We start from the raw sequence: 24,519 nt of genomic DNA, 5'->3' as shown, positions 1-24,519 counted from the left end.
ATGAATTTCAGTGAGGGGTTTCTTTTTATTCTAAAGCGGCTATAGTGGTGGCGCGTTGAGAATCGCTTCTTTCGATCCTGGTAGGCCTGGTTGAGATTCTGGAATCGTTTCCAATCCTTCAACTTTTTCTACAATACCATTTTGATTGAAAAAGATTTTCAAATGCTGACCATGCGCGGCAGGGATCTTGGCTTTTTTAGCATAAGTTCCTGGGATATAGTTGTAAATGTAGTCCCAACGTAATGGATTCATCGGGTCGGCGATGGTAGGACTGCCCAGCAAAAAGCGGACTTGTTGATGACTCATACCGACTTGGACTTTAGACGCTTGAGCTTGGGTTAAAGGTGTACCCTGTGGAATATCGACTTTATAAACGCCCAAGGTCGAACAGCCTGCGAGCAGTGAAGTGACCAATAACGTCAACATGATTTTTTGCATTTTGCTACACTATCCCAAATTAATTATGATGCATTTGATCTTGATCCAGTGTTAGATCATACTGCATCTTAACTTTGTTGCATATTCCAACTTTAATTTTGTTGAGAGACCTTTTTTCATGCCTATTTCAAATCAAGAATTACGCAAAGCTGGACTTAAAGTTACCCTTCCACGAATTAAAATCTTAGAATTATTAGAAAATTCAAAACAACATCATTTAAGTGCAGAAGATATCTACAAAACTTTACTCGATCAGGGTGAAGATGTGGGTTTAGCAACTGTGTATCGTGTGTTAACACAGTTTGAAGCTGCAGGCATTATTGAGCGTCATAATTTTGAGAACAATCATTCTGTGTTTGAAATTATGCAGGAAGATCACCACGACCACTTGGTTTGCTTGAACTGTAGCAAAGTGGTTGAATTTATTAACGATACCATTGAAAAAGAACAGCATGATGTGGCAGAGAAATTTGGTTTTGAGCTCACAGGGCACTCGCTGAATTTATATGGTTATTGTGATGCGCCAGAATGTCGTGAAGCCTTACGCAAGAAATAATTTGCTGTAAGCATAAAAAATAGGCTTCCGTATGGAAGCCTATTTTGTTTGTGTTTAAGCATTGTTGCGAAGTTATTGCCCATCGAAGGTAATATTCGAAGTTGCATGTAACAAGCGCTCGCCACCTTCTTCTGCAAGTTTGATTTGTAGACGCAAATCGTTTGGCGAGTCGGCGTGTTTAAGTGCATCTTTGTAGCTAATTTGCTTGGCTTTATAGAGGTCGTATAAAGCTTGGTCAAAGGTTTGCATACCCAACTCACGTGAACGCTTCATCAGGTCTTTAATTTCGTGCACATCACCTTTACGGATTAAATCTGCAATCAGTGGTGAGTTAATTAAAATTTCAATCGCAGCACGACGTGAGTTGCCATCAATGGTTGGAATTAACTGCTGTGCCACAATCGCTTTCAGGTTTAGTGATAAATCCATGAACAACTGGTTATGACGGTCTGCTTCAAAGAAGTGAATAATACGGTCAATTGCTTGGTTAGCGTTGTTGGCGTGTAGGGTGGCAAATACCAAGTGACCTGTTTCGGCAAAGGCAATTGCATAATCCATGGTTTCGCGGGAACGAATCTCACCAATCAGAATTACATCAGGCGCTTGACGCAAGGTATTTTTTAATGCGATTTCAAAGGAGTCGGTATCAATCCCGACTTCACGCTGGGTAATAATACAGCCTGCATGTTCATGCACAAATTCAATCGGGTCTTCAATGGTAATGATATGACCTTTGGAATTTTGGTTGCGGTAACCAATAATAGACGCTAAAGAGGTCGATTTACCTGTACCTGTCGCACCTACAAAAATGATGATGCCACGTTTGGTCATCGCCAAATCTTTGAGAATAGGTGGCAGTTTCAAGTCATCCATGGTCGGGATTTTGGTTTCAATCCGACGGAGTACCATGCCCGGCTCATCACGTTGTTGGAATGCGCTGACACGGAAACGTGCTGTTTTTTCACGGTTGGTAATCGCAAAGTTACATTCACGGGTTTCGGCAAATTCCTTGCGCTGTTTTTCACTCATAATTGAGTTAAGCAGCTGACCGACAATTTCACCTGTAAGTTTACTTTTGGCTACAGGCACAATTTGTCCATGAATTTTCATGGAAGGTTCAACATCGGCTGTAATAAACAAGTCAGACGCTTTTTGCTGAATCATTAAATTCAGTAAATCATTAAAGTCCATCGCGTATCTCGAATTTTAAACTTATAAGAATGATTCAGGCTGTTTTGCAACCGTACGAGCCGTTTGTGGGCTAATCACACCGCGCGATACCAAGTTTTTCAAACTCTGGTCAAGGGTGGTCATACCGTAGTTGGCACCAGTCTGAATTGCCGAGTACATTTGAGCTACTTTGTTTTCACGAATCAGGTTACGCACTGCAGGAATACCAATCATGATTTCATGCGCAGCTACACGACCACCACCATTTTTCTTGAGCAGGGATTGTGAAATGACGGCTTGTAAAGATTCAGACAACATGGCACGTACCATGTCTTTTTCTTCGGCAGGGAATACGTCAATCACACGGTCAATGGTTTTTGCTGCAGAGGTGGTGTGTAGCGTACCAAATACCAAGTGACCCGTTTCAGCAGCAGTCAGTGCCAAACGAATGGTTTCTAAGTCACGCATCTCACCCACTAGAATAATGTCAGGGTCTTCACGCAGTGCCGAACGTAATGCTTCGTTAAAGCCATGCGTATCACGGTGTACTTCTCGTTGGTTAACCAAACATTTTTTAGATTGGTGTACAAATTCGATTGGGTCTTCGACGGTCAGAATATGGTCGTAGCGATTGTCATTAATAAAGTCAATCATCGCGGCAAGTGTGGTTGATTTACCTGAACCTGTTGGGCCTGTCACCAATACCAAACCACGTGGATATTCACAAATATCTTTAAAGATTTGTCCCATGCCTAAATCTTCAAGGGTCAAAACTTTAGAAGGAATGGTACGGAATACTGCACCTGCACCACGGTTTTGGTTAAATGCGTTCACACGGAAACGAGCCACGCCTGGGACTTCAAAAGAAAAGTCCGTTTCTAGATTTTCTTCATAATCACGACGTTGTTTATCATTCATAATGTCGTACACTAATTTGTGTACTTCTTTATGTTCTAATGCTGGTAAGTTAATTCGACGAATTTCACCATCCACACGAATCAGTGGTGGCATGCCCGCAGATAAGTGTAAATCCGAAGCGCCGTTTTTAGCGGAGAACGCCAATAATTCTGTAATATCCATGAAAGTCCCCGAGATCAATTAAATCTTAATTATTTTGATAGAATAATACGGCTTTCCATCAGCTTAACCAACTGTTAGTTGCTGGACAAGGTAAAAAAAGATGAATGAAATGAGAAATGCATCAATGAATAATCTGCAGCTTATGCGCACTCAGGTTTTGCAACAAATTCAACAGGCATGCCAGTTGGCACAGCGCGAGCCAAATACGGTGCAATTGTTGGCAGTGTCTAAGACTCATCCGAGTGAAGCCTTGCGTGAAATGTATGCGACAGGGCAGCGCGCTTTTGGCGAAAATTATTTGCAAGAAGCTTTGGATAAAATGCAGGCCCTGAGTGATTTAGAAATTGAATGGCACTTTATTGGGCATGTGCAGCGCAATAAAACCAAACATTTGGCAGAAAAATTTGCATGGGTGCATGGGGTAGATCGTTTGATTATTGCCGAGCGTTTATCGAATCAGCGCGATGCTCAACAAGTGCCCCTGAATATTTGTTTACAAGTAAATATTGATGCGCAAGACACGAAGGATGGTTGTCAGCCGAGCGAAGTTGCAGAATTAGTCCGACAGATCAGCCAATTACCGCATTTAAAACTACGCGGTTTGATGGTGATTCCTGCACCTGATCATCCTCAAGCTTTTCAAGATGCCAAACAATTGTTTGATGCAGTGAAAGCACAACATGCACAACCTGAAGATTGGGATACTTTGAGTATGGGGATGTCGGGCGATTTAAATGCCGCAATTGCAGCAGGTTCAACTATGGTACGGATTGGTACAGCATTGTTTGGCGCACGTGACTATTCCAAGGCTTAATTGCTAGATGAACAAAGAATCTGCCAAGATTTTGCAAACATTATCTTGTACGTTTTGGCTGACATGAAATGCGGAATTTTGCGGCTAGTGCTGAAGGTTGGATTTTCTTAATATGAACTTATCGGGAAACAGGGAGTTTCCTAAATAAGAAGAATAAGAAATAGAACAATACGGAAGTGCTTGGTACGACAGGAGTTATACCAAAAACTGAATCTAGAAAGCCTCGACAGGATGTCGAGGCTTTTTTAGTTATGTATGCTGTAAAGCTGTCAAAGTTTTGGCTTGTGTAGATTATTTTTAATAACCTTCACTATTTTTAGAAAGCGCCACTCCCGTCCAGTAAATAGGTGAAGTAGACATTCAAGATTTATTTTCTATCCAGATTCGAATACGGGCAATCAGTAAAAATAGCAAAAAACAGAACTGAAAGAAGCCTGTGAAAATGATGGTCCAACCGCTATTTCCAGGTGTTTTTCTTGTATCCAACTCAATGACTAAAGTGCAGACGGTGAGAATGATTTCAAAAATTAAAACCGCTTTAAAAACCCAAGGTTTAGGGAAACGTATTAACCATGTGAGAAAAATAATACTTAAACTGGGCAATACAGCAAAGAGAATAATCGTTTTTATATCCATAAAATTAAGTACTTAAAGTGTGGGTGATTTTAAAATAAATTCAATACAACTTCATGGAAGCCTAAAATCTGAAATCTCACAGTCATCTCAATAATTCTTCAATCGACAAATAATCTTCAGATTTTAGGCAGTATTGGCTTTAACCCACCACATTGACTTCACTTGCCCCTGCACCCACTGGTTTGACTTGAATTTGCACAGGAATTCGTTCGTGCATTTCCTGAATATGCGAAATCAGCACCACTTTACGTCCCTGACTTTGCAGATGGTCTAAGGCATTCATCACCATGTGCAAGGAAGTCGGGTCGAGAGTGCCAAAGCCTTCATCAATAAATAGCGATTCCAGTTTCATTGAGCCAGATGCCATATTGGCAATTGCCAGTGCCAAAGCTAAAGAAACCAAAAAGGTTTCGCCACCCGATAAAGACAGAACAGGGCGAATTTCACTGTTCATATCTAAATCAATAATCGCCAACCCCAAACTGTCAGGAATACGATGCAACTGATAACGCGAACTCAGTGGCAGCAATTGCTGATTGGCGTATTCCACCAAAATATCCAAGTGATGTTCTTGGGCAATTTTCTTAAATTTTGTCCCTTCTTTATGCCCAATTAAATCGTAAATACGTCCCCAACGATATTCTTCAGCTTTGATATTTTCAATTTGAGTTTGATAGGTAGCAAAAATCCCTTGATTGGTGCTATTCAGGCGTAGCTGTGCCTCAATCTCATTATAGTTTTGCTGTTGTTTGGCTTTGTCTGTTTGCAGCGCTGCCAGTTGCGTGGTGACCTCGTCAAAACTCAGTTGTGGCTGTTGCTTTAAGTGTTTTTGATATTGCTCTTCCAATGTTTGCCAAGCCGTTTTAGCACTCTCCAAACTGTTTTGTTGTTGCTGCAGCATGTTGCGTATTTGCTGATGTTCGGCATAAGAAATCTGTAAACATTTATCAATGATGCTGGCTTGAAAATGCGTGTGTGTCGCTTGCCACGTTGCAATGTGTTGCTGACATTCAGTGTGTTGCTGCATGCGCTGTTGAATTCTACTATCCAAACCATGTTTTTGCAGTTGTAAGTCTTTTAACACCTGTTCTGCTTGATTAAGTACAGTTCGTTGTGTGCTAAGTGCAAGATTGAGTTGCTGTTGTTGCTGATCTAAAGCCTGCTGCCATTCTTGATTGGTCTGATATTCACATCCCGCATGAGTTCTTGTAAGCTGCTTAATTTGATCACGCAGCTCACTTCCTGCAGTTTTAATCTGCTGCAGTTGTAGGGTTTTCTCTGCATGTTGCTGTTGTAAAAATAGCAACTTTTCTTGCACTTGCTGCTGTTGTTGAGTCAGTTGTTCAATCGTTTTGCTCAGTTGAGCTTGCTGCTGCTGCAAGTGATGACGTTGCTCTAACTGTTGTAAGGCATTTTGATAGTATTCAATCGGTTGATTGAGCCAAGCGTGTCTTTGTTCTGCATCTAAAAGCGACAAAATAGGCTGTAAACGCTGAGCGAGGTCTTGGCGTTGTTGAATAGCATATTTGAGTTGTTCTGCCTGCTGTGCAGCATTGCGCCATTGTTTCAGGGTATCGTTTGCTTGTTGAATACTCTGCTGCAAGTGTTGAGTGGATTGATGTGTTGTTGCCCAATGTTGCTGTACGTGTTCAATTTGCTTTGCAACAGGCAGCGCTGCATCCAAATCTAAAGATAAGGATGTTGCAAGCTGTTGCACCAATGTCTGTTGTTGTTCAAGTTGCTGTTGCAGTTCAAGACTGCGTTGTTGTTGTTGATGATAAGTTGCATCGTATTGACTGCGAGCACGCTCCAATTGTTGTAGCTGTTTTTGCGCATGCTCAAATTCAGTTTTGGCCTGCTGCAATTGCTGATCCTGCAATTGGTTTAAAGCGTCACTGAGTAAATTTTCATGCTGAATAAACGGATGTTCATGGCTGCCGCAGACCATACAGGCTTCATTCGGTTTTAATTGGGCACGTAAATCCTGCACACTTTGATGCTGCAATAAACGCTGCTGTTCAAAAATCTGCTGTAATTGTTGCAAGGCTTGTTCAGTAATTTGCACTTGCTGCTGTTGGGTTTGAATTTGAGTCTGTGTCTGCTGTTGCAGACTTAAAGTTTCTTGCTGACGCTGTTGTAACTGCTCAAATAGGGTGGTCTGTTGTTGCCATTGTTCAAGTGCCTGTTGCAAGCGCTCTAAAACATGCACACTCTTTAAAGCATGTTGTAATTGCTGTTGCTCTGCCGTGAGTTGCTGCTCAAGTTGTTCAGGATGTTGATATTGTTTTTCCCAAACCAACAGTTGTTGCTGTGTATGTTGTTGTTGCTCAATTAAAGTATCTAATGCAGATTGGAACAGCGTAGGGTTTTGCTGACGTAGCTGCTGTTCAAGCTGCAAATAATCTTGCAGACGTTGCAACGTAAGGGCTAAATTATCATCAAAATTTGCCCATGCCGCAGTCTGTTTGAATTGCTGTTGTAAATGTTGCTGTTGTTGTTGCTCGGTTGCAAGTTGAGTCGTCAGTTGCTTCAAATTATTTTGCACAGGCTGAATTTGCTGCTCTGCAAATAATTTTTGTGCAGCATCCAAAGCGGTATATTGTTGAAGTTTGCTAGAAATTTCATGTTGTAACTGTGCCGCAATTTCAAGTTGTGGTTTCAATTGTTCAACATGCTGCTGCCATGCCTGAAGGTCTTTTTCCGCTTGCTGTTGCTGACTAATCGCTTGCTGTTGTGCGTATTCCGCTTGTTGCAAGTTTGGTTCAAATTTCAAAAGCTGCTGATTCAGATTTTTTAGCTCGGTATCTGCTTGCTGACGCAAGACAAATTGCTCGCGGATGGTTTGAAATTCATCTAAATGTTTGAGCAATTGTTTTTGAGAGGCGAGTTTAAGATCGGCATCGACTTGAACATCATATATTTCTTTTTTAGCTTGGGTGCTGGCATAGAGTTCATGGCAATCTTTGTGCCATTTCACATCATTTTCATACAGTTTTTCGGTTTGGGTCAGCAAAGCTAATTGTTGACTTAGGTCATGTTGTTGGGTTTCTAAGTCTTTTAGTGTTTCATCGCTGAGGAGCACCACATGCCCCATGACATTTTCAAGATCTGTTCGCTTTTGTTTAATTTCACTAAATTTAACGGCTGCACGTTTACTGACTTCGGTAAAAATTTGCGAATTGGTTAAATATTCAAGTAAATCTGCCCGTTCATGGTCTTTGGCTTTTAAAAATGCCCCAACTTCCGATTGTGCCAATAATACTGCGCGTGTGAATTGCTCAAAACTAAGACCAATCAGTTGTTCTACAATCGGCGTAGCTTCAGAAATTTTTTGATTTAAAACCCGTTGTTCATCTAAGCAGGTGATGGCACGTTCAACTTTTAAGTTCCCATCCACTTTATTGTGCGCACGGCGAATTTGCCAACGTGCCGAATAGCGTTTTTGATCAAGCGCGATAAATTCAAGTTCTGCAAAGCCAGAAGTCGTACCACGACGTAAAATATGTTTAGAATCTTTTAAGGAAATTTCTTTGCCTGCGGTATCGGTCAGGCTGCCTGTTGCACCTTTCAAACGTGGAATTTCGTCATAAAGTGCCAAACACATGGCATCCAGCAAAGTCGATTTGCCTGCACCAGTTTTGCCCGTAATTGCAATTAAACCTGCCTGTGCCAGTGGCTCATCTTCAAAATTGATGACATGCGTGCCTGCCAAAGATGCCAAATTATTTAAACTTAAACGTAAAATTTTCATGGCAAATCCTTAAGCTTTATTCTGATCAAGTTCTTGTTGGGCTTCGGCCAAAAGCTGTAAAAAATCTTGGCTCACTTCTGGGTCAGGTTGATAGCCCATTTTTTCCCATAAATCTAAAAATAATTTTTCAGGCGTAGGCGGCTCTAAATCAATTTTTGATTGTTGCACGTTCGAGTTTTCACAGTTTTGAAAGCGTCGTGCAATGCGCAGTAAACGATAGCGGTTGGCAGGCAGTGCTTGTTCAATTTGTTGGCGTAAATCAATGGGTGGCGGGGCATCGCTGATATATTCAATTTCTAAAAAATGCCGTGCGCAAACTTCTGCAATTTCATCTTTTGGCAATTTATTCAGTTCGGTGATTAATTCAGAAAGTTCACAGCGAATCCGAAGCAGCTCTACCGTACGTGGAATAAGCAAGCTTTTATATTGGAAACGCTGTGCATCAGCCTGTAATGGATCAATCCTAACTTCAAGGACTTGGTGTTTATAATTCAGCTCGCTAAATGATAAAGGGATGGGTGAGCCGCTATAGCGAATGTGTGGCTGTCCGACCTGTTGCGGTTTGTGTAAGTGTCCGAGTGCGACATAGTCAATCACTTCATCAAACAGCGCAGTCGATAAGGCTTCTTCATTCCCCACTACAATGGGGCGTTCTGAGTCGGAAGTTTCGCCACCTTGCATGTGTGCATGTGACATTAAAATCAGGGCTTGATTTGGCTGTTTACGAGCTTTGGCTTCTGCAATCAGTTGTTGATGTAAGTAAGCAACCGCAGATTGATTGTCACTGCTATGTTCATTTAAACCTGTAATTTCTGCACTGCGTAAATAGGGCAGTGTTAGACACCATGCCACAATATTTTGCGCAGTGTCATAAATAGGCACTAGGAGTTTATCTAAATCTAATTTTTGCTCGGCTGTTTTGCCAATTACGCCCACAGCTTTGGCGTTGAAACGATCTAAAAAAGGTTCCACTTGCTCAATGCGATAGCCAGAGTCATGATTGCCTGCAATCATTAGGGTTTGCATGTGTGGAGCAAGCGCATGCGCATCGGTAAGGAACTGATAGAGCTGTTTCTGAGCGCTCGAAGCAGGATTGACCACATCAAAAATATCGCCTGCTATGAGCAGGGCATTCGGCTGTTTGCTTTTAATTTGAGTTAAGAGCCAATTTAAAAATTCAGTATGTTCATATTCACGTTCATGGTGATGGAAAAATTGCCCCAAATGCCAATCAGACGTATGTAAAAAATGAACAGCCATGCGTGTTCCAATCTTGATGTTGAATTATGAGATAACTTAACATAACTGTGCGCAACACTGCGGCAAAAAACCAGTTTTCTGCTTTTAAAGCGACAATTTAGGTCGCAGAAATTTTAAAGAGAAGAGAAAATAAAATCTGTCGCGATCTGTATAGAAAAATAGGAATAGTCAAAGTCTGATGCTAAATAAGCGAGATAAAAAAGGTCTTAAAAAATAAAGACCGACGATTCGAGTGATGATGAAATCGTCGGTCAAAGAAAAACTTGCGATACAGTAAAGCTTGGGTTGCTGTTCAAAGCATGACTGTATGCGATTTATTGCTTTAGTAGGTCACCGAAAATATTGTGGATGCCATACACATTAACGGTTGTTGTGACCTTGTAGCCTATATAACGTCAGGCTTTTGTATTCGGTTGACAATTTCATGAAAAAAAAACCAATTTTTTTTATACTAGGCTGAATCTTTTGTCTGAGTCATTTTCATGGTATCGCTAAGCCGTTATTTTCTCTGGTTTTTCTTGTATTGCTTTGTGATGACCTGTATTTGTGGCGTATTGGCTGCATTGTTACCTGCGGGTATAGGCGGGATTTTAACTGCAGTGCCTTATTTGGTTGCCATGATTTTAGTGCTGTATAAGTTTTTAAAACAACAACGCCGCGCACCGAATGACAAGGAACGCAAGACATTTACTTTAGGATTTAGCCTGATTTTTTGGGGCTATAACTTGGCATTTTTATTATTAGGTTTGGTCATATTCTCTCGCCAAAACCCAAGCATTTGGCAAGATTTTTTACAGTATTTGCAACAGCCACAATTTATGAGTGTGGTGGTGATAATGTTCTTATTGATTGCAATCCCACTGTATTTGCTGACTTATTGGTTTTATGGCAAACAAGCACAGCGTATGGCAGTGAAAATGTTTGGCTTGCAAAAATAGTTATTAGTCACTGATTTTATTTAAATATACATGATCAGTTATGTGGTGATGATTTGCTCAGACTTGAACATTTAGTCTAAATCACGTATAGCTAAAACTATATTTTTCATCATGCTGAGATTGGACAATGCATAAACCTTTGGTACTGGTAACAGGGGCAAGTGGTTTTATTGGTTCACAATTGTTGCCATTTTTATTGCAACAGGATTATCGGGTGGTGGGGTTAACCCGACAGCCTAATCGAGTATCCAAACATCCACAATTACGTTGGATTCAGCAGTTGGATGAACTCGACACCGACCAAATTGATTATGTGATTAATTTGGCGGGAGAAAGTATTGGGCAGGGCAGATGGACTGCGGCACGTAAACAAAAATTGCTCGATAGTCGGGTTCAGACCACACTGGACTTATATCAATATCTTGAAAAGCGCCGTATTTTTCCAAAGTGTATTATTTCAGGTTCGGCTGTGGGGTATTACGGAATTGACCCACAGGAACAATGGTCAGCAGTATGTACCGAGCACAGTGAGGCACAAGATATTTTTATGTCGCAGTTGTGCCAACAATGGGAACAGGCTGCATTAAGCTTCAGTCAGCAAAATACCAAAATTATGCGCTTGGGCGTGGTGTTTGGACGCGGTGGCGGCATTTTACCGCAAATGTTATTACCAATTCGTTTAAATGCTGTCGGGCGGATTGGGCATGGACGGCAGCCTGTGGCATGGGTTCATATACAAGATGTTTTACAGGTCATTCACTGGTTAATGACGCAACCGGTAGACGCCAAAATTCTGAATGTAGTTGCACCTGAAAAAACCAGTCAGCAGGACTTTGCCGAAACCGCAGCTCGGCTTTTAAAACGTCGTCCATTTTTGGTGTTACCTGCTTTTGTCTTGCGTTGGTTATTGGGCGAGCAATCGCAATTGGTGCTGAATGGGCAATATGTTAAACCACAAGCGTTAGAACAAGCAGGCTATTGCTTTCAATATCCAAAACTTGAACAGGCGCTAGCGGCTTGTCTGGGTGCATCATCCTCTACTTAAACAGAGGATGCTGCTGAGTGTTATGCACAGATTGAGGTGGGTTGTAACTGCTTTGGATCATAAGCAGTAGGATCAACAATCGTTTCTTGCCCAAGCATCAACTGTCTTAATAGCTGTGCCGAGGCTGAGCCCATGCATAAGCCATTACGGAAATGTCCGAAATTCACCCATACATTATTCAGGCTAGGCACTTTGCCGATATACGGCACACCTGTAGGCGAGCCTGGACGTAAACCTGCCCATTGTTTCACAATGGGGAACTGCGCCAATTCAGGTACCATTTCAAAACAAGCCGTTAAAATATCTTGTTGGGTTTGCGGGTTTGGTGTGGTGTCAAAACCAACCTGACGCATACTTGAACCGCACAGCACATGCCCATCTTGACGTGGAATCAGGTACATCACCTTGTTCATACACATGCTTGGCAACCATTGTGCAGGGGTTTTAAATAACACAATTTGCCCCTGCACAGGCTGTACGGGAATCTCTAAACCCAGTTGTGCCGCCCACTGCTGTGACCATGCGCCTGTCGCAAGCACGATATGATCTGCACGATGCAAGCGACCATCGGCAGATTGAATGGCTTGAATACGATCTTCAGTGATCTGAAATTGCTGAATTGGGCAGTGTTCAAAAAATCGCACGTGCGGATGTTGTTTCAAATATTGCGTGAGCGATTGTAATAAACGCGGATTGCGCACATTGGCAAGTTGTGAGAAATACAGGGCTTGTTTAAATTTGGGGTGGATATGCGGGTTAATTTGTTCGAGCTGTTCCCGATTCAGACATTCAGCTTGCTGCATCGGTTCATGATGACGTTCGGCATAATTTATACCAATCTCAAAATCATCTTCATCAAAAATCAACATGCCTGTTTCATGGATTTCAAAATCAATGCCTGTAATAGGTTTGAGTTTTTCATTCCATGCTTGGTACTGCGGTTTGGCAAATTGGGCTAAGTCATTGATCGCTTGAGGATAACGCCACGGATACATGGGAGAAAGAATTCCACCACCTGCCCATGATGCCGCTTGTGCTGCTTGTTGTTGATCAAAAATACTGATAGAGCAGCCCTGCTCTACCAGTTCGAGTGCAGACAACAAACCGCTGATGCCTGCACCAATGATTGCGATGTGCATGAAAGTCGCCTGTTTATGCCATATCTTTAAGTTTGAGTGCTGCTTCTTCGGCAAAATATGTCCAAATACCATCTGCACCTGCACGGCGGCAACTCATTAGCGATTCAATAATCACACTGTCCGACAACCAGCCATTTTGAATCGCGGCAGCAAGCATGGCGTATTCACCACTCACTTGATAGACAAAGGTTGGCACACCAAAGTTATCTTTCACTTCACGTACAATGTCTAAATAAGGCATGCCTGGTTTTACAATCACCATGTCTGCACCTTCTTGAATATCCAGTGCAATTTCATGCAAGGCTTCGGCACGGTTGCCAATATCCATTTGATAATTGTATTTGTTGCCGCCTTTGAGGTTGCTGGCAGAACCGACTGCATCACGGAAAGGACCGTAAAAGCTAGAGGCATATTTGGCTGAATAAGCCATGATAGAGGTATAGATATGCTCGTTGCTTTCCAACGCCTGACGAATCGCACCAATACGGCCATCCATCATGTCACTTGGCGCAACCACATCTGCACCCGCTTCGGCATGGCTTAAAGCCTGTTTAATTAGACATTCAACCGTTTCATCATTCAGGACATAGCCTGTGTCATCAATAATGCCATCTTGACCATGAGTGGTGTAAGGGTCGAGTGCGCCATCGGTAATAAGTACCATCTCTGGCAATTCTTTTTTCAGCAGGCGTAGTGTGTTTTGCACCAAGCCATCTTCACGCCATGCTGCTTCTGCGGTCAGGCTTTTGTCTTCTTGTGGTGTGACTGGAAATAATGCCAGTTTAGACACGCCCAACTGCATTAAACGCTCGGCTTTTTTGAGTAATAAGTCTGCCGATAAACGCTGAATATTCGGCATGCTTGGAATATCTTGGGTTTGATTTTGTCCCGGTAAAACAAATACAGGATAAATCAAGTGATCTGTGGTTAAGTGAGTTTCGCGAACCATGGCGCGTAATTGATCATTTTTACGGATACGACGCATACGAGTGGCAGGAAATGCAGGGCGATTGAACGTATAGGTCATAAAAATCTCACTGATCAGTATTAAACTAGACGACTATTGTAGCCCCTTAAATTTCATTTGGGCATACATTGGCTGTTTTTATTGTTGGTAAATTGAGTTGTTTGGACTTTTGGGCACGTTATGAGTAATGCAGAGAAAAATTGGACTGGGAATATACATTTAGGCGCGAAAGTCGATATTGATGTCGTGCTAAGACAATTGGTCAATGCATTTAATGGATCGCCATTTTTTCAACACAATGGCATGAGCATGCGTGTGGTCGATGGTCAAATTGAAGCCTATATTGAGATGCAACCGTATATGGTGGGCAACGTGGCTTTCCAAATTTTACATGGTGGTGTTGCTGCAACCATTTTGGACAGTGTGGGCGGTATTGTGGCGATGGGTGAGTTATATAAAAGAACTGAACCTGACGACTTGCCCGATACCATTAAAAAAGTCACTCGTTTGGCTACCGTAGATATGCGAGTGGATTATTTAGCACCGGGACGCGGCAAGTATTTTATTGCCCGTGCGGAAACTTTGCGTTTAGGGCGTAAAGGCTGCACCATGCGTATGACGATGGTCAATGATGAAGATAAACCAATTGCAACGGCAATTGCGTCTTATGCCTATTAAAATCTAAGGTAGGGCGCGAACAATTGTGTTTTGCATAATTGGATGACTGTTTATTTTTGATTAGTTTATTGTTTTAAACATATAAGGAGTTGAGTGATCATCTCCTTTTTTTGTGTGCATGAAGAGTTTTTTGAATTGTGACAGTTTGTAGCGACTTAAGTTTTCTTTAAGTTTAGATTTCTATCTTGAGCATTGAGTTATTTTCTATCCAATGTGATGCACATGATCAAATTTAATTTTGATGCTCAATCATCCAGTCAAACGCATTTTCTGGATGCGAATTTTCATCAGCAAAAAAATAAAAAACAATTCAACGGGTATGCATCTGTAGCGCAGCCGTATAAACCACAAACGAACCCAAAACAGTTGAACCTAGAACAGCCACATTTAGATGTATTACACAGCTATGCCTCGGTGATTCAAGCACACACAACAGCACAACATTTAAATGTGACAACTGTGACCCAAGATGCTAGCAAACAACGCTTGGCATTAGAGCATTTTATTCGAGATAAATACCAAAAAGTCCATCAGGCATCCATAAATACTTTTTCAGATACCTTGTTTGCAGGCTATGTAAACCACGACATGCAAGTGGTGATTGGCATGCAACCATTGGGCGCAAACCAAGCCTTTTTGGAACAGTATTTAGGTGCACCCATTGAAACCATTTTAACCCAATTGAGCCAAGTGCCTGTAACGCGCGCGCAGATTGTTGAAATTGGCAACTTGGCAGCGCAAGACATGAGCAAAGCCAAATTGATGGTGGCTTTTTTGGTCTTTCACTTATCGCAGAACAATGTGTCGTGGGCAGTTTGCACAGGAACAGCAGCAGTGCGCTATGTGTTACAGCAAATGGGTTTGCATTTTCAGGTACTAGAAAAAGCCAACCCCGAAGCCTTGGGCGATGCACAGCATCAATGGGGCAGTTATTACCAACAGAAGCCTTATGTACTGGCGATTGACGTTGCAGCAGCGTTGGCGGTCACGCAACAGCAATATTGTTTTTATGCCTAAGGTCATGCAGAAAGGCGGAAATTGAAAGATGAATGAGTTATTTGAAAACCTGAATCACTATGCTCAAACAGACCCTGAGCGTGAAGCAATTGTGACGGCACAAACCACACTGAGTTATGCCACATTACAGCAACGGGTTGAGTTGCTCAGTGCAGAATTGGCAACTTATCAAGTACAGCGTTTGGCGTTGTGGGGTGTGAACCAGGCCGATTGGATTGTGGTCGATTTAGCCGCACGTAAAGCTGCAATGACAGTCATTCCTGTGCCTTTATTTTTTACTGCTGCACAAGTGCAACATTTACTGCAAGACAGCCAAGCGGAGTTGCTGTGTATTTTGACGGATACTGCACAAAGCGATACTCCGTCCAATGTTAACTCGGCTATTGGAAATACTGCTATTCCAGAAGCTTTGTTGGAGATGATTGATGCAGTTCAGGCACAGGTTTTGCCACCATCAGATTTATATCAAGGGCAGTTGTTTCGTCTAAGCGTTGAAACAGCACAACCGCATTTATCCCCAAATTCTGCTGAGCAGCCTACAAAAATTACTTATACCTCGGGCAGTACAGGTACACCCAAAGGTGTGTGTTTGGCAGAAGCCACCATCAATTCAATTACACACTCTTTAAGTCAGGCATTACAAAGTAGCCAGCTTGGGCGGCATTTGTGTCTAATTCCATTTGCAACATTGCTTGAAAATATCGCAGGCGTGTATGTGCCTTTTCACATGGGACGTGCAGTGGTGGTGGGTGAAGTCAGCCAGTTCGGTTTGCTGACCAACCATGAGTTTGATGTTTCACGCTTTGTCGATGCCGTGCAGCAATATTGCATTGAAAGCGTGATTTTATTGCCGCAAATGCTCAAAGCGATTGTGGAATATATCCATCAACACGGCGATTTGGGCTTGCGCACTTTGAAGTTTATTGCCGTGGGTGGCGGCAAGGTGTCTGCAGATTTACTCAAGCAGTGTCAGCAATTCAATTTACCTGTTTATGAAGGTTATGGTCTGTCTGAATGTGCATCGGTCGTGAGTTTAAACCTGCCTGAAGCTCGCAGAATTGGCAGTGTTGGCCGCGTATTGCCGCATGTTCAAGTCGAAATTGCTGCCAATCAAGAAGTGGTGGTCAAGGGCAATGCCATGTTGGGATATATGCATGAACTTGGGCGTGAGCAGGATGCGGTATCAGCCGATATTCACACAGGCGATGCAGGTTATTTTGATGAAGATGGCTATTTATATATCACGGGGCGTATCAAGCAAATTATTGTCAGCAGTTTTGGGCGCAATATTTCACCAGAATGGGTTGAATCGAACAGTTTGAGTGAGCCTGAAATTCAACAGATTGCCGTGTTTGGTGAAGCGCAGCCGTCATTATCTGCAGTGATTTATGCCGAGGAACATCGTTCAGATGCGCAATTGGCAGCCGCGATTTATCGTGCCAATACCCGTATGCCTGATTATGCCCAAATTAAACACTGGTGCCGTGCTGAACAACCTTTTTCTTTAAATAATCAGATGTTAACCGATAACGGAAAATTGCGTAGAGCAGTCATTCAGCAACAGTATCAGACAGCTTTGGCACATCCTACAACGTATTTAATGGCTGATCTTGGAGATGTTTCACAGATAGACATCAACCTGTCAGTCATCAATAGAGATAGAGAGAAATCACATGAATATTGCACAACAGCAATTCAAACATTCCCCACAACAAATTAAAGATCGTTTGGTGGAGCACGGTTGGGTTTTACTTAGAAATGAACATTATGATGTGAATGCGTTTAGTGGGCTGATGAGCAATATTTGCCAAAAGCTGACCTATGACCCTGCACGTGAAAATGTGACCCGACAATCGCAAAAAGTAGATGCAGGTACGCAGGCAATGGGACTGCATATAGAAAATGGTTCAACCCCAATGCCGCCTGATATTATTGCTTTTTTTAGTGAAAAAAGTGCTTCGCGTGGTTCGCAGACTACTTTATGTGATGGACATGAGGTATGGCAAAAACTGCCTGACACACTGAAACAGAAATTTGCTGAACCGATGACCATCAGCCGTTACTTACCTAAAGTAATGTGGCAAAAGTATGTGGCAAAAGTATGTGGCAACTGCACTCAATATTGCCGATGCTGCACAGGTCGGGCAGCGGGAACTCGCTCATTTTATTGCGATGATTCCTAGACAACGGATTCGCCCTGCGCATGATGAAGGCGTACAGTACGATTTAAGCATGCCGATGATTCGCCATGACAATTTAAAAGCTGTGCCTGCCTTTGCCAACACCTTGTTGGGGCCTTCTTATAATTACGAAAAGCCGCGTTTTTACTTTGCCGATGGCAGCGAAATCCAAGCGGAATTATTGGAAGAGTTGGCAGAGCGATGCGAGCGTGAAACCTCAGAAATTGACTGGCAAGATGGTGATGTGGTGCTCATTGATAACAAGCGCTTTATGCATGGCAGACGTGAAATATTGGTGCCATTAGAAGATCGTAAACTCTATATTTGTATGGGCTTGGGACTGAATCCTGCATTTTTATAATTGAGTTGTATCGAATATCTTAAAATTGAGAGTATCTTTTATGTCAAATTTAACTGCGGTGATTTTCGGGGCAACAGGCGGGATTGGTCATGCGATTGCGCATCATTTTGCTGAAAAAGGCTTAAACTTAATTTTGGTTGGGCGTAAGCAAGACACCTTGCAACAACTAGAGCAAAGTCTGGCGCAGCAGTATCCTCAGTTGCAATTACACAGTCTGCGTTGTGATTTAATTGATGCCAGCAGTCGTCATGATTTTATTCAGGCACTTGCCGCATTAAAACAGCCGATTCATTACTATATTAACAATGCAGGCATGAATGATTTTCGTCTGTTTGCGCAGCAATCACAGGATACCATTGAGCAAATGATGTTGGTCAATGTGGCTTATCCGCTGCAACTGATTCAGGATGTGATTCCATATATGTCGGACAGTCAGCCGAGTCAGATCATCAATATTGGCTCGACTTTTGGCAGCATCGGCTATACTGGCTATGTGAGTTATTGCGCCAGTAAGTTTGCCTTGCGTGGTGCAACTGAAGCGTTGGCGCGAGAGTATTGTCAGACTGCCATTCGTTTTAGATATTTCTCCCCACGCGCGACCAATACCAGTATGAACAATCCCGATGTGATTGAAATGAATATCAAAATGGGTACAAAAGTGGATTCACCTGAATTTGTGGCACAAGAACTGTATCAATTTTTACAAACAGACCGTCAATCCTATCAGGTCGGTTATCCTGAAAAAGTCTTTGTCAAACTGAATCAGTTGATGCCTAGCCGAGTTGCGGCTGCCATTCAAAAAGATTTAGACACCATTTATGAATATGCAGATCAAAGCAAAGCGTCCTTTATTCAGCAAACTTCCGCCTCATAAATGATATTTTTTTCGATAACGCCATAAGGTGGTTCGGCTAATGCCCAAGGCTTGTGCCACCAATTCAGTTTGCCCCTGATATTTTTCCAGTAAATCCTGCAGTGTGTCTTTATCTACTTTATTGTTGGTTTTGATGGGCAGCTCAATAGGTTGTGGCGTTGGGGTAGCTGTGGCGAGTTTCAAACTAGCATGCACAATTTCATCGGGTAAATCGTGTTGATCAATTTCCGTTTTACCTGCTGACATGGTCAATGCATACAGCAAGGTATTCTTTAATTCACGCACGTTGCCCGGCCAGTCGTAATTGATTAATACCTTCAGTGCTTGCTCGGTCAAATGTGGCGTGACCTGAAACTGGGCTTGTTGTTGCAAAATAAATGCTGCAATTTTAGGGATATCTTGTTTACGTTCACGTAGTGGTGGCACAAAAATTGGAATCACCCGTAAACGATAAAGTAAATCTTGGCGAAATCTGCCTAAACGCGCTTCTTCACGTAAAGCGCGATGGGTTGCGGTAATAATTCTGACATTCGATTTAATCGCTTTTTCACCGCCCAAAGGGGTGAATTCGCCCGTTTCTAATACTCGCAATAATTTGGCTTGCAGTTCCAGTGGAATTTCTGCAATTTCATCTAAAAATAAAGTACCACCTGCAGCACGTTCAAACACACCTTTATGCTCACGAATTGCCCCTGTAAATGCACCTTTCACATGCCCAAACAATTCACTTTCTAAAATATTGGCATTTAAAGCCGCGCAGTTAATCGCAATAAAGACTTGTGCATGCCGTTGGCTGCGTGCATGTACTGCTTGCGCCACCAACTCTTTACCACTACCAGATTCACCACGCACCAAAACAGGAAACTCAGTAATCGCTACCCGTTCAATAATGGAATACATATGCTGCATTTGTGGCGAATCACTATGGAAAAACTCCGCCAAACTATTTTGTGCTTGGGCAGATGGGGTGAGTGTTTGTGATGACACTGTTGCAACGCTAGGCTGCAGAAAGAATAAACATCCTGTGAAATCGGCTGTATGGACACGAATATTTAAGCTGTGGTAGTGCCATGCCTTAGCACTATTCGGGAGTTGCAGCAGACCTGTCTGTGGTTGTGATGTTGATTGTGATTGTAGTTTTAATTTCAATAATTGGTTTTTTAATGTTTTACCCGTAGCTGCAGAAACAGAAGCATCTTGTGCATATTCATAAATCCATGTTTGAGCAATGTCGTCATAAACATAGAGCAAACTGTCTGGACAAAGTTGTTGTAAATGAAACAAAAAGCTTTCAAGACTGGCTTGTTGTTCAAAGTCATGTATCGCATTCATGATGTTTCATCTTTTGTTTCATTATTGATTCAATTGAAACACAAAATGCAACAGATGTGAAACATGGAGAATGATCTAAATTAAACAATATCTCTTAATATATTGTATTTTATTAATATATTTAAAAGAGATTAAGTTGGCACTATATTTGCAAAATTAAGAATAACAAAATATAAAACTCAGTATCTATCTCATGATCTTTCATCAATTTTTTGAAGCTGACAGCTCGACCTATACTTACTTATTGGCATCTGAACAAACCCGTGAAGCGGTGCTGATTGACCCTGTAATTTCAGAGGTTGAGCAATATGCTGCTTTTCTAGAACAGCATGATTTGCAATTGGTGTATAGCTTAGATACGCACGTACACGCTGACCATATTACTGCTGCCAACGAACTCAGAACACGTTTTGGTTGTAAAACTGTATTACATCGTAATTCAGGTGTGGTGTGTGGCGATATTTTCATTACCGATGGCAGCGCCATTCGTGTGGGTGAATTATTGATTGAAGCACGTTATACCCCGGGTCATACCAACGCCTGTACCAGCTATGTGGTCAATGGCATGGTATTCACTGGCGATGCGTTGTTAATTGATGGTTGTGGTCGTACTGACTTTCAGGAAGGCAACCCAGCGACTTTATATGACAGCATTCATCTACAAATTTTTAGCTTACCTGATGACACTTTGGTGTACCCAGGGCATGACTACAAAGGGCGTGTGTCTTCTACCGTTGGGCAGGAAAAACGCAATAACTCGCGTTTAGGACAAGGGCGCACCAAAGCGGAATTTATTACCCTCATGCAGAATTTAAACCTGCCTTATCCAAAACATATTGATGTGGCTTTGCCTGCCAACAAAGTTTGTGGCAAGTGATGTTTGCACAGCACAACATAGTGATGGAATAGGGGGAAATACGCATGTGGATGTTAATCCTAGAAGGCTTGGCGATTGGTACTTTGCTGGGTTTAACTGGGGCAGGGGGCGGTATTCTTGCCGTTCCTGCACTTATGGCAAGTCAGGGCTGGACTGTGGCGCAGGCTGCACCTGTCGGTTTATTGGCAGTCACTTTGGCGGCTTTGGTTGGCACAGTTGAAGGCTTGTTCAAACGTATTGTACGTTATCGTGCTGCATTGTGGATTGCCCTAATCAGTATTCCATCTGCGCGTTATGGGGTGCATTTGGCAGGTATTGTGCCGCCCATGTGGTTAACACTGGCGTTCAGTCTGGTCATGTTTATTGTGGCGTATCGTATTTTCTTTAATAAGGTCAACGACCAAACTAACCCACCGTGTAAGGTAAACCAAAACACAGGACGCTTAATTTGGAATGTTAAAACGGCGTCTTTGCTTGGTGGTGTGGGTGTAATTGCAGGCTTGCTGACGGGTTTGTTGGGTGTGGGCGGTGGTTTTATTATTGTGCCGTTATTGCGTAAATTTACCGATTTGGATATGCGCAGTATCGTCGCAACCTCTTTGATGATTATTTTCCTGATTGGTGGCGTGAGTATTTCAGCACACGTTTTAGATGTCTTTCAGTACCCAATGGCAGTCACCATCACCTTTGTTCTGGCGTGTATTGTCGGGATGTTACTTGGACGTACTTTGGTACATCGCATGAATAGCAATACTGTACAAAAGGTATTTGCTACAACAGTCATTGGTGTTGCGTTCTACCTCATTTATACAGCGATTATGGCTTAAGTCTAATATTTGGATACTATGTTTTTACTTTGAACTGCAGTATTGTGAATAGGTAACGTATTGTTAAGTGTAAGAAAAAGCACTAGACCTAGACCAAATTAAAGATTAGTTTAGCTGTATAAGATGACAAGGAGCCAAGAATGAAAAAACATTTATTTTGTGTGGGTGTCGAGTTCCGCAAAGCATCCGATGAAACAGGCTCTTATGCGTATTTGACCGCATATTTAGGCGCAGATGACTTACATGAAGCGATTGATCGCGTTCAGAAACAACTGGAGCAAGAAGGCAATAAAGTATTGTTCGTTCGTGGTTGCTGGGTTGTCGATGCCGATTGTGATGATGGTTTCTGCCCAACTGAAGAAAGTAATGCTGCCTCTAAAGCAGACCTACTGTTCAACGATGAAATCTATTATGGCAAATTGCAGCAATGGTCAATCAACAATGGCTATGAATACTGAGTAAAATGTTGGCTGAGTAAGATGCCGATGGGTTCAGTTTACTGACCTGTGAATATTTAAAAAACCGCGTTTGAATGATTCAAGCGCGGTTTTTTTATTCTTCATCAACCAAATGAACAAGTACATATTTTTCAAACCAGATCGGAAACTCTCCTTTAAAATCTGGATTAATGATCAATGTATCTCCGTTAGTCACTTCACAGATATAAGAAGCCATATTCTTGGTCGCATTACTTGAGTTATCAAATAAATACGCTCGGTCGGATACTTCAATCGCATCAATCAACATGTGCATAGTGCGGAAATAGCGTTCACGGATTTTAATTTCTTCGACTGGATGACCACCATTTTTCACACTTTGTTTAACTCGGTCCACATTAATATCAGGGTCCTCAGTCGTCACAAAGTATAAATAGGTACGATAGCCTTGCGTTTTAGCATCTCGCAAAAACTCGATTTTACTCTCATGAGACATTACGGTTTCAAATGTAAATCCAACCTTAAGCGTAAGTAACTCTTTACGGATGACATCAAGAATTCGGGCTGCGAGGTAGGAATCAATCGTGTTCCCGCTTAAGTCGATTAAGCTTCCATCAATCACAGGATCTACTGAGAGGAGAGGACTTTTGCTTAGAGTACCATCTGCATTTTTTAGTGGTCGACTTGCTTGAGTAAGATAATCAACCAATATGTTTGCATTAATGCGTATATCAAATTGACTTAGATCAAGAATGGGTGTGGCTTTAAGATCGCGCTCAAGGTTGTCAGCATTCAAAAACAATTTAGATAAACGGCTATCTAAACCATTAATCATCGTACTTTTGCCCGATCCATTTGGACCCGCAAACATTCTGATTCGAGGTGTTTTTGGCAACATAAATTATTCTGCAGTAGCCTCTATGTTACGTTTTCTAATTTTAAAGGTTCTGCGACCATTAAACTGGCGGGCTAGATCAGGGTTCCGATCAGATAACTGTTTGATTAAAACTGGTTTGCCATTCGGGGTTTTGCTGACTAAGGCATCATTTTCCACATAAAGTACTCGATCACTGTGAGCTACTGCAATGAAGCGTTCACGCAAAACGTCAGCTGCAGCTGTAGCGATTTCACTTTCATTGGTTCGGTTTCTAGTTGACATATCTAAAACCTCTAGGTGATTAAGTTTCATGGTTAGCGCGTCAATTCTTGGATTAAGAATAAATTGCTCTATTTAATCAATATATGCGTATTTTGATTAAATTCCAAGAACAGTATGAAGCTAGTAAGTATTATATTTTTGCATTTCTGATGCTATCAGAATACCACATCAACCGTTTTTTAGCATTGTGTCGCATGTAACTTGAAATGCAGATATTTTATTGCTTTTGATATTGAGCTAAAACATCAGTTTCCAGCGCTGAAAACTTTAGAGCCTACTTAAAAGGACGTCCTTCGCCTTGTTCTTCATAAGTCACACCATCTCGAATGTGGTACAAGCGTTTAAAGGTAGGGATGATTTTATCGTCATGTGTGACTACAATAATTGCAGTTTGAAATTTTTCTGCCATTTCGTGTAATAAGCGAATCACGGTCATCGCGCGTACACTATCCAATGGTGCAGTGGGTTCATCGGCTAAAATCACAGGCGGTTGATTAATCAAACCACGTGCAATGGCGACACGCTGTTGTTCACCACCAGACAATTGCCCAGGCATGGCATGTACCCGATGCTGCACATCGAGCGCCGTTAAAATTTCCAATGCGCGGGCGCGGGCAATGTCATTGGCTACGCCTGCTAACATCGGCAGCAGCGCTACATTATCCAAAACATTTAAAAAAGGAATTAAGTACGGGGTTTGGAACATAAAACCAATTTTATCGCGGCGTAAGGCACTTAAGTCTTTGACTAACCAACGTTGATCAAAAATCACCTCATCGCCCAAAGTCATGCGTCCTTCGGTAGGATCAATCACGGCACCTAAACATTTGAGCAAGGTGCTTTTACCCGAACCTGAGGGGCCAATCAGCCCAACCACTTCACCGGGTGCAACCTGCATTTTGACATCTTTTAAGGCATAAAAGGCATTGTCACCTTGTCCAAAACGCTTTTTTAAACCTTCAATTAAAATGCCGTGTGTCATG

The 24,519-nt window shown here is 42.1% G+C and carries 22 protein-coding genes and 1 pseudogene; 12 read left to right on the top strand and 11 right to left on the bottom strand.

Annotated elements, in window-relative coordinates; genetic code table 11:
• Positions 1-39: 39 nt before the first annotated feature.
• The gene (locus FTU98_RS02690) at positions 40-438 is read right to left on the bottom strand and encodes an outer membrane protein assembly factor BamE (protein ID WP_004975323.1); all 399 of its coding nucleotides are present in this window, start codon (positions 436-438) and stop codon (positions 40-42) included.
• A gap of 118 nt (positions 439-556) precedes the next feature.
• On the opposite strand from FTU98_RS02690, the gene fur reads away from it, so the two are divergent.
• Positions 557-994 (top strand): ferric iron uptake transcriptional regulator, encoded by a 438-nt coding sequence (gene fur, locus FTU98_RS02685; RefSeq protein WP_004975325.1) that lies wholly within the window; start codon positions 557-559, stop codon positions 992-994.
• 72 nt (positions 995-1,066) lie between these two features.
• On the opposite strand, the gene FTU98_RS02680 is transcribed toward fur, so the two are convergent.
• Positions 1,067-2,185, bottom strand: a complete 1,119-nt coding sequence (locus FTU98_RS02680; RefSeq protein WP_104852406.1) for a PilT/PilU family type 4a pilus ATPase — start codon at positions 2,183-2,185, stop codon at positions 1,067-1,069.
• 21 nt (positions 2,186-2,206) lie between these two features.
• Positions 2,207-3,244 carry a type IV pilus twitching motility protein PilT gene (locus FTU98_RS02675; RefSeq protein WP_004975327.1) on the bottom strand — a complete coding sequence of 346 codons (1,038 nt, stop codon included), beginning with the start codon at positions 3,242-3,244 and terminating at the stop codon, positions 2,207-2,209.
• Positions 3,245-3,368: 124 nt separating this feature from the next.
• Here FTU98_RS02675 and FTU98_RS02670 point away from each other — a divergent pair, with 124 nt between their 5' ends.
• On the top strand, positions 3,369-4,058 hold the full coding sequence (locus FTU98_RS02670) for a YggS family pyridoxal phosphate-dependent enzyme (RefSeq protein WP_131261727.1): 690 nt from the start codon (positions 3,369-3,371) through the stop codon (positions 4,056-4,058).
• Between the two features lie 775 nt (positions 4,059-4,833).
• On the opposite strand, the gene FTU98_RS02665 is transcribed toward FTU98_RS02670, so the two are convergent.
• Together FTU98_RS02665 and FTU98_RS02660 are read right to left on the bottom strand one after the other, a co-directional pair.
• On the bottom strand, positions 4,834-8,445 hold the full coding sequence (locus tag FTU98_RS02665; RefSeq protein WP_180050346.1) for an AAA family ATPase: 3,612 nt from the start codon (positions 8,443-8,445) through the stop codon (positions 4,834-4,836).
• A gap of 9 nt (positions 8,446-8,454) precedes the next feature.
• Positions 8,455-9,705 carry an exonuclease SbcCD subunit D C-terminal domain-containing protein gene (locus tag FTU98_RS02660; RefSeq protein ID WP_179993995.1) on the bottom strand — a complete coding sequence of 417 codons (1,251 nt, stop codon included), beginning with the start codon at positions 9,703-9,705 and terminating at the stop codon, positions 8,455-8,457.
• A gap of 482 nt (positions 9,706-10,187) precedes the next feature.
• Here FTU98_RS02660 and FTU98_RS02655 point away from each other — a divergent pair, with 482 nt between their 5' ends.
• Positions 10,188-10,643, top strand: a complete 456-nt coding sequence (locus FTU98_RS02655; protein ID WP_180050342.1) for an ABZJ_00895 family protein — start codon at positions 10,188-10,190, stop codon at positions 10,641-10,643.
• Between the two features lie 127 nt (positions 10,644-10,770).
• On the top strand, positions 10,771-11,688 hold the full coding sequence (locus FTU98_RS02650) for a TIGR01777 family oxidoreductase (RefSeq protein ID WP_180050339.1): 918 nt from the start codon (positions 10,771-10,773) through the stop codon (positions 11,686-11,688).
• A gap of 20 nt (positions 11,689-11,708) precedes the next feature.
• On the opposite strand, the gene thiO is transcribed toward FTU98_RS02650, so the two are convergent.
• Positions 11,709-12,827 carry a glycine oxidase ThiO gene (thiO, locus tag FTU98_RS02645; RefSeq protein WP_180050336.1) on the bottom strand — a complete coding sequence of 373 codons (1,119 nt, stop codon included), beginning with the start codon at positions 12,825-12,827 and terminating at the stop codon, positions 11,709-11,711.
• A 13-nt stretch (positions 12,828-12,840) separates the two neighbouring features.
• Entirely contained in the window at positions 12,841-13,854 is a 1,014-nt protein-coding gene (hemB, locus tag FTU98_RS02640) for a porphobilinogen synthase (protein WP_180050333.1), read from the bottom strand.
• A 120-nt stretch (positions 13,855-13,974) separates the two neighbouring features.
• On the opposite strand from hemB, the gene FTU98_RS02635 reads away from it, so the two are divergent.
• From FTU98_RS02635 to FTU98_RS02615, 5 genes and pseudogenes are all read left to right on the top strand, one after another.
• Entirely contained in the window at positions 13,975-14,472 is a 498-nt protein-coding gene (locus FTU98_RS02635; protein WP_096902274.1) for a thioesterase family protein, read from the top strand.
• A gap of 222 nt (positions 14,473-14,694) precedes the next feature.
• A complete protein-coding gene (locus tag FTU98_RS02630) occupies positions 14,695-15,489 on the top strand; it encodes a thermostable hemolysin (RefSeq protein ID WP_167846200.1) in 795 nt (264 codons plus the stop codon).
• 28 nt (positions 15,490-15,517) lie between these two features.
• Positions 15,518-17,209: an AMP-binding protein gene (locus FTU98_RS02625; protein WP_180050330.1), complete on the top strand. Its 1,692-nt coding sequence runs from the start codon at positions 15,518-15,520 to the stop codon at positions 17,207-17,209.
• Positions 17,163-18,030: pseudogene (locus tag FTU98_RS14075) on the top strand (TauD/TfdA family dioxygenase). The gene FTU98_RS02625 and the pseudogene FTU98_RS14075 overlap by 47 nt, the downstream one beginning before the upstream one ends.
• A gap of 40 nt (positions 18,031-18,070) precedes the next feature.
• Positions 18,071-18,904 (top strand): SDR family oxidoreductase, encoded by an 834-nt coding sequence (locus tag FTU98_RS02615; protein ID WP_180050327.1) that lies wholly within the window; start codon positions 18,071-18,073, stop codon positions 18,902-18,904.
• Here the strand turns inward: FTU98_RS02615 and FTU98_RS02610 are convergent.
• Positions 18,899-20,236 carry a sigma-54-dependent Fis family transcriptional regulator gene (locus FTU98_RS02610; RefSeq protein WP_180050324.1) on the bottom strand — a complete coding sequence of 446 codons (1,338 nt, stop codon included), beginning with the start codon at positions 20,234-20,236 and terminating at the stop codon, positions 18,899-18,901. The genes FTU98_RS02615 and FTU98_RS02610 overlap by 6 nt on opposite strands.
• 193 nt (positions 20,237-20,429) lie before the next feature.
• On the opposite strand from FTU98_RS02610, the gene FTU98_RS02605 reads away from it, so the two are divergent.
• From FTU98_RS02605 to FTU98_RS02595, 3 genes are all read left to right on the top strand, one after another.
• Positions 20,430-21,113, top strand: coding sequence for an MBL fold metallo-hydrolase (locus FTU98_RS02605; protein WP_136144181.1), 684 nt, complete (start codon positions 20,430-20,432; stop codon positions 21,111-21,113).
• Between the two features lie 44 nt (positions 21,114-21,157).
• Positions 21,158-21,940, top strand: coding sequence for a sulfite exporter TauE/SafE family protein (locus tag FTU98_RS02600; protein WP_180050321.1), 783 nt, complete (start codon positions 21,158-21,160; stop codon positions 21,938-21,940).
• Positions 21,941-22,080: 140 nt separating this feature from the next.
• On the top strand, positions 22,081-22,398 hold the full coding sequence (locus FTU98_RS02595; RefSeq protein ID WP_004975369.1) for a hypothetical protein: 318 nt from the start codon (positions 22,081-22,083) through the stop codon (positions 22,396-22,398).
• A gap of 94 nt (positions 22,399-22,492) precedes the next feature.
• Here FTU98_RS02595 and FTU98_RS02590 read toward each other — a convergent pair whose 3' ends face one another.
• The 3 genes from FTU98_RS02590 to FTU98_RS02580 form a co-directional block, all read right to left on the bottom strand.
• Complete coding sequence (locus FTU98_RS02590) at positions 22,493-23,248, bottom strand: hypothetical protein (RefSeq protein ID WP_180050318.1); 756 nt, start codon at positions 23,246-23,248, stop codon at positions 22,493-22,495.
• 30 nt (positions 23,249-23,278) lie between these two features.
• The gene (locus tag FTU98_RS02585) at positions 23,279-23,536 is read right to left on the bottom strand and encodes a hypothetical protein (protein WP_180050315.1); all 258 of its coding nucleotides are present in this window, start codon (positions 23,534-23,536) and stop codon (positions 23,279-23,281) included.
• A gap of 274 nt (positions 23,537-23,810) precedes the next feature.
• Positions 23,811-24,518, bottom strand: coding sequence for an ABC transporter ATP-binding protein (locus tag FTU98_RS02580; RefSeq protein WP_096902281.1), 708 nt, complete (start codon positions 24,516-24,518; stop codon positions 23,811-23,813).
• Between the last annotated feature and the right edge of the window lies 1 nt (position 24,519).

The organism is Acinetobacter sp. YH12211, assembly GCF_013418015.1.
Lineage (GTDB): Bacteria > Pseudomonadota > Gammaproteobacteria > Pseudomonadales > Moraxellaceae > Acinetobacter > Acinetobacter towneri.
This window is presented reverse-complemented; position numbering and strand designations above follow the sequence as displayed.

Bases quoted from the DNA above. Each gene is read 5' to 3' on its own strand.
- FTU98_RS02615 (WP_180050327.1), top strand. From the start codon at position 18,071: ATGTCAAATTTAACTGCGGTGATTTTCGGGGCAACAGGCGGGATTGGT.
- FTU98_RS02660 (WP_179993995.1), bottom strand. From the start codon at position 9,705: ATGGCTGTTCATTTTTTACATACGTCTGATTGGCATTTGGGGCAATTT.
- FTU98_RS02610 (WP_180050324.1), bottom strand. From the start codon at position 20,236: ATGAATGCGATACATGACTTTGAACAACAAGCCAGTCTTGAAAGCTTT.
- fur (WP_004975325.1), top strand. From the start codon at position 557: ATGCCTATTTCAAATCAAGAATTACGCAAAGCTGGACTTAAAGTTACC.
- FTU98_RS02585 (WP_180050315.1), bottom strand. From the start codon at position 23,536: ATGTCAACTAGAAACCGAACCAATGAAAGTGAAATCGCTACAGCTGCA.
- hemB (WP_180050333.1), bottom strand. From the start codon at position 13,854: ATGACCTATACGTTCAATCGCCCTGCATTTCCTGCCACTCGTATGCGT.
- FTU98_RS02630 (WP_167846200.1), top strand. From the start codon at position 14,695: ATGATCAAATTTAATTTTGATGCTCAATCATCCAGTCAAACGCATTTT.
- FTU98_RS02605 (WP_136144181.1), top strand. From the start codon at position 20,430: ATGATCTTTCATCAATTTTTTGAAGCTGACAGCTCGACCTATACTTAC.
- FTU98_RS02665 (WP_180050346.1), bottom strand. From the start codon at position 8,445: ATGAAAATTTTACGTTTAAGTTTAAATAATTTGGCATCTTTGGCAGGC.
- FTU98_RS02625 (WP_180050330.1), top strand. From the start codon at position 15,518: ATGAATGAGTTATTTGAAAACCTGAATCACTATGCTCAAACAGACCCT.
- FTU98_RS02590 (WP_180050318.1), bottom strand. From the start codon at position 23,248: ATGTTTGCGGGTCCAAATGGATCGGGCAAAAGTACGATGATTAATGGT.
- FTU98_RS02680 (WP_104852406.1), bottom strand. From the start codon at position 2,185: ATGGACTTTAATGATTTACTGAATTTAATGATTCAGCAAAAAGCGTCT.
- thiO (WP_180050336.1), bottom strand. From the start codon at position 12,827: ATGCACATCGCAATCATTGGTGCAGGCATCAGCGGTTTGTTGTCTGCA.
- FTU98_RS02600 (WP_180050321.1), top strand. From the start codon at position 21,158: ATGTGGATGTTAATCCTAGAAGGCTTGGCGATTGGTACTTTGCTGGGT.
- FTU98_RS02650 (WP_180050339.1), top strand. From the start codon at position 10,771: ATGCATAAACCTTTGGTACTGGTAACAGGGGCAAGTGGTTTTATTGGT.
- FTU98_RS02580 (WP_096902281.1), bottom strand. From the start codon at position 24,518: ATGACACACGGCATTTTAATTGAAGGTTTAAAAAAGCGTTTTGGACAA.
- FTU98_RS02635 (WP_096902274.1), top strand. From the start codon at position 13,975: ATGAGTAATGCAGAGAAAAATTGGACTGGGAATATACATTTAGGCGCG.
- FTU98_RS02675 (WP_004975327.1), bottom strand. From the start codon at position 3,244: ATGGATATTACAGAATTATTGGCGTTCTCCGCTAAAAACGGCGCTTCG.
- FTU98_RS02670 (WP_131261727.1), top strand. From the start codon at position 3,369: ATGAATAATCTGCAGCTTATGCGCACTCAGGTTTTGCAACAAATTCAA.
- FTU98_RS02595 (WP_004975369.1), top strand. From the start codon at position 22,081: ATGAAAAAACATTTATTTTGTGTGGGTGTCGAGTTCCGCAAAGCATCC.
- FTU98_RS02690 (WP_004975323.1), bottom strand. From the start codon at position 438: ATGCAAAAAATCATGTTGACGTTATTGGTCACTTCACTGCTCGCAGGC.
- FTU98_RS02655 (WP_180050342.1), top strand. From the start codon at position 10,188: ATGGTATCGCTAAGCCGTTATTTTCTCTGGTTTTTCTTGTATTGCTTT.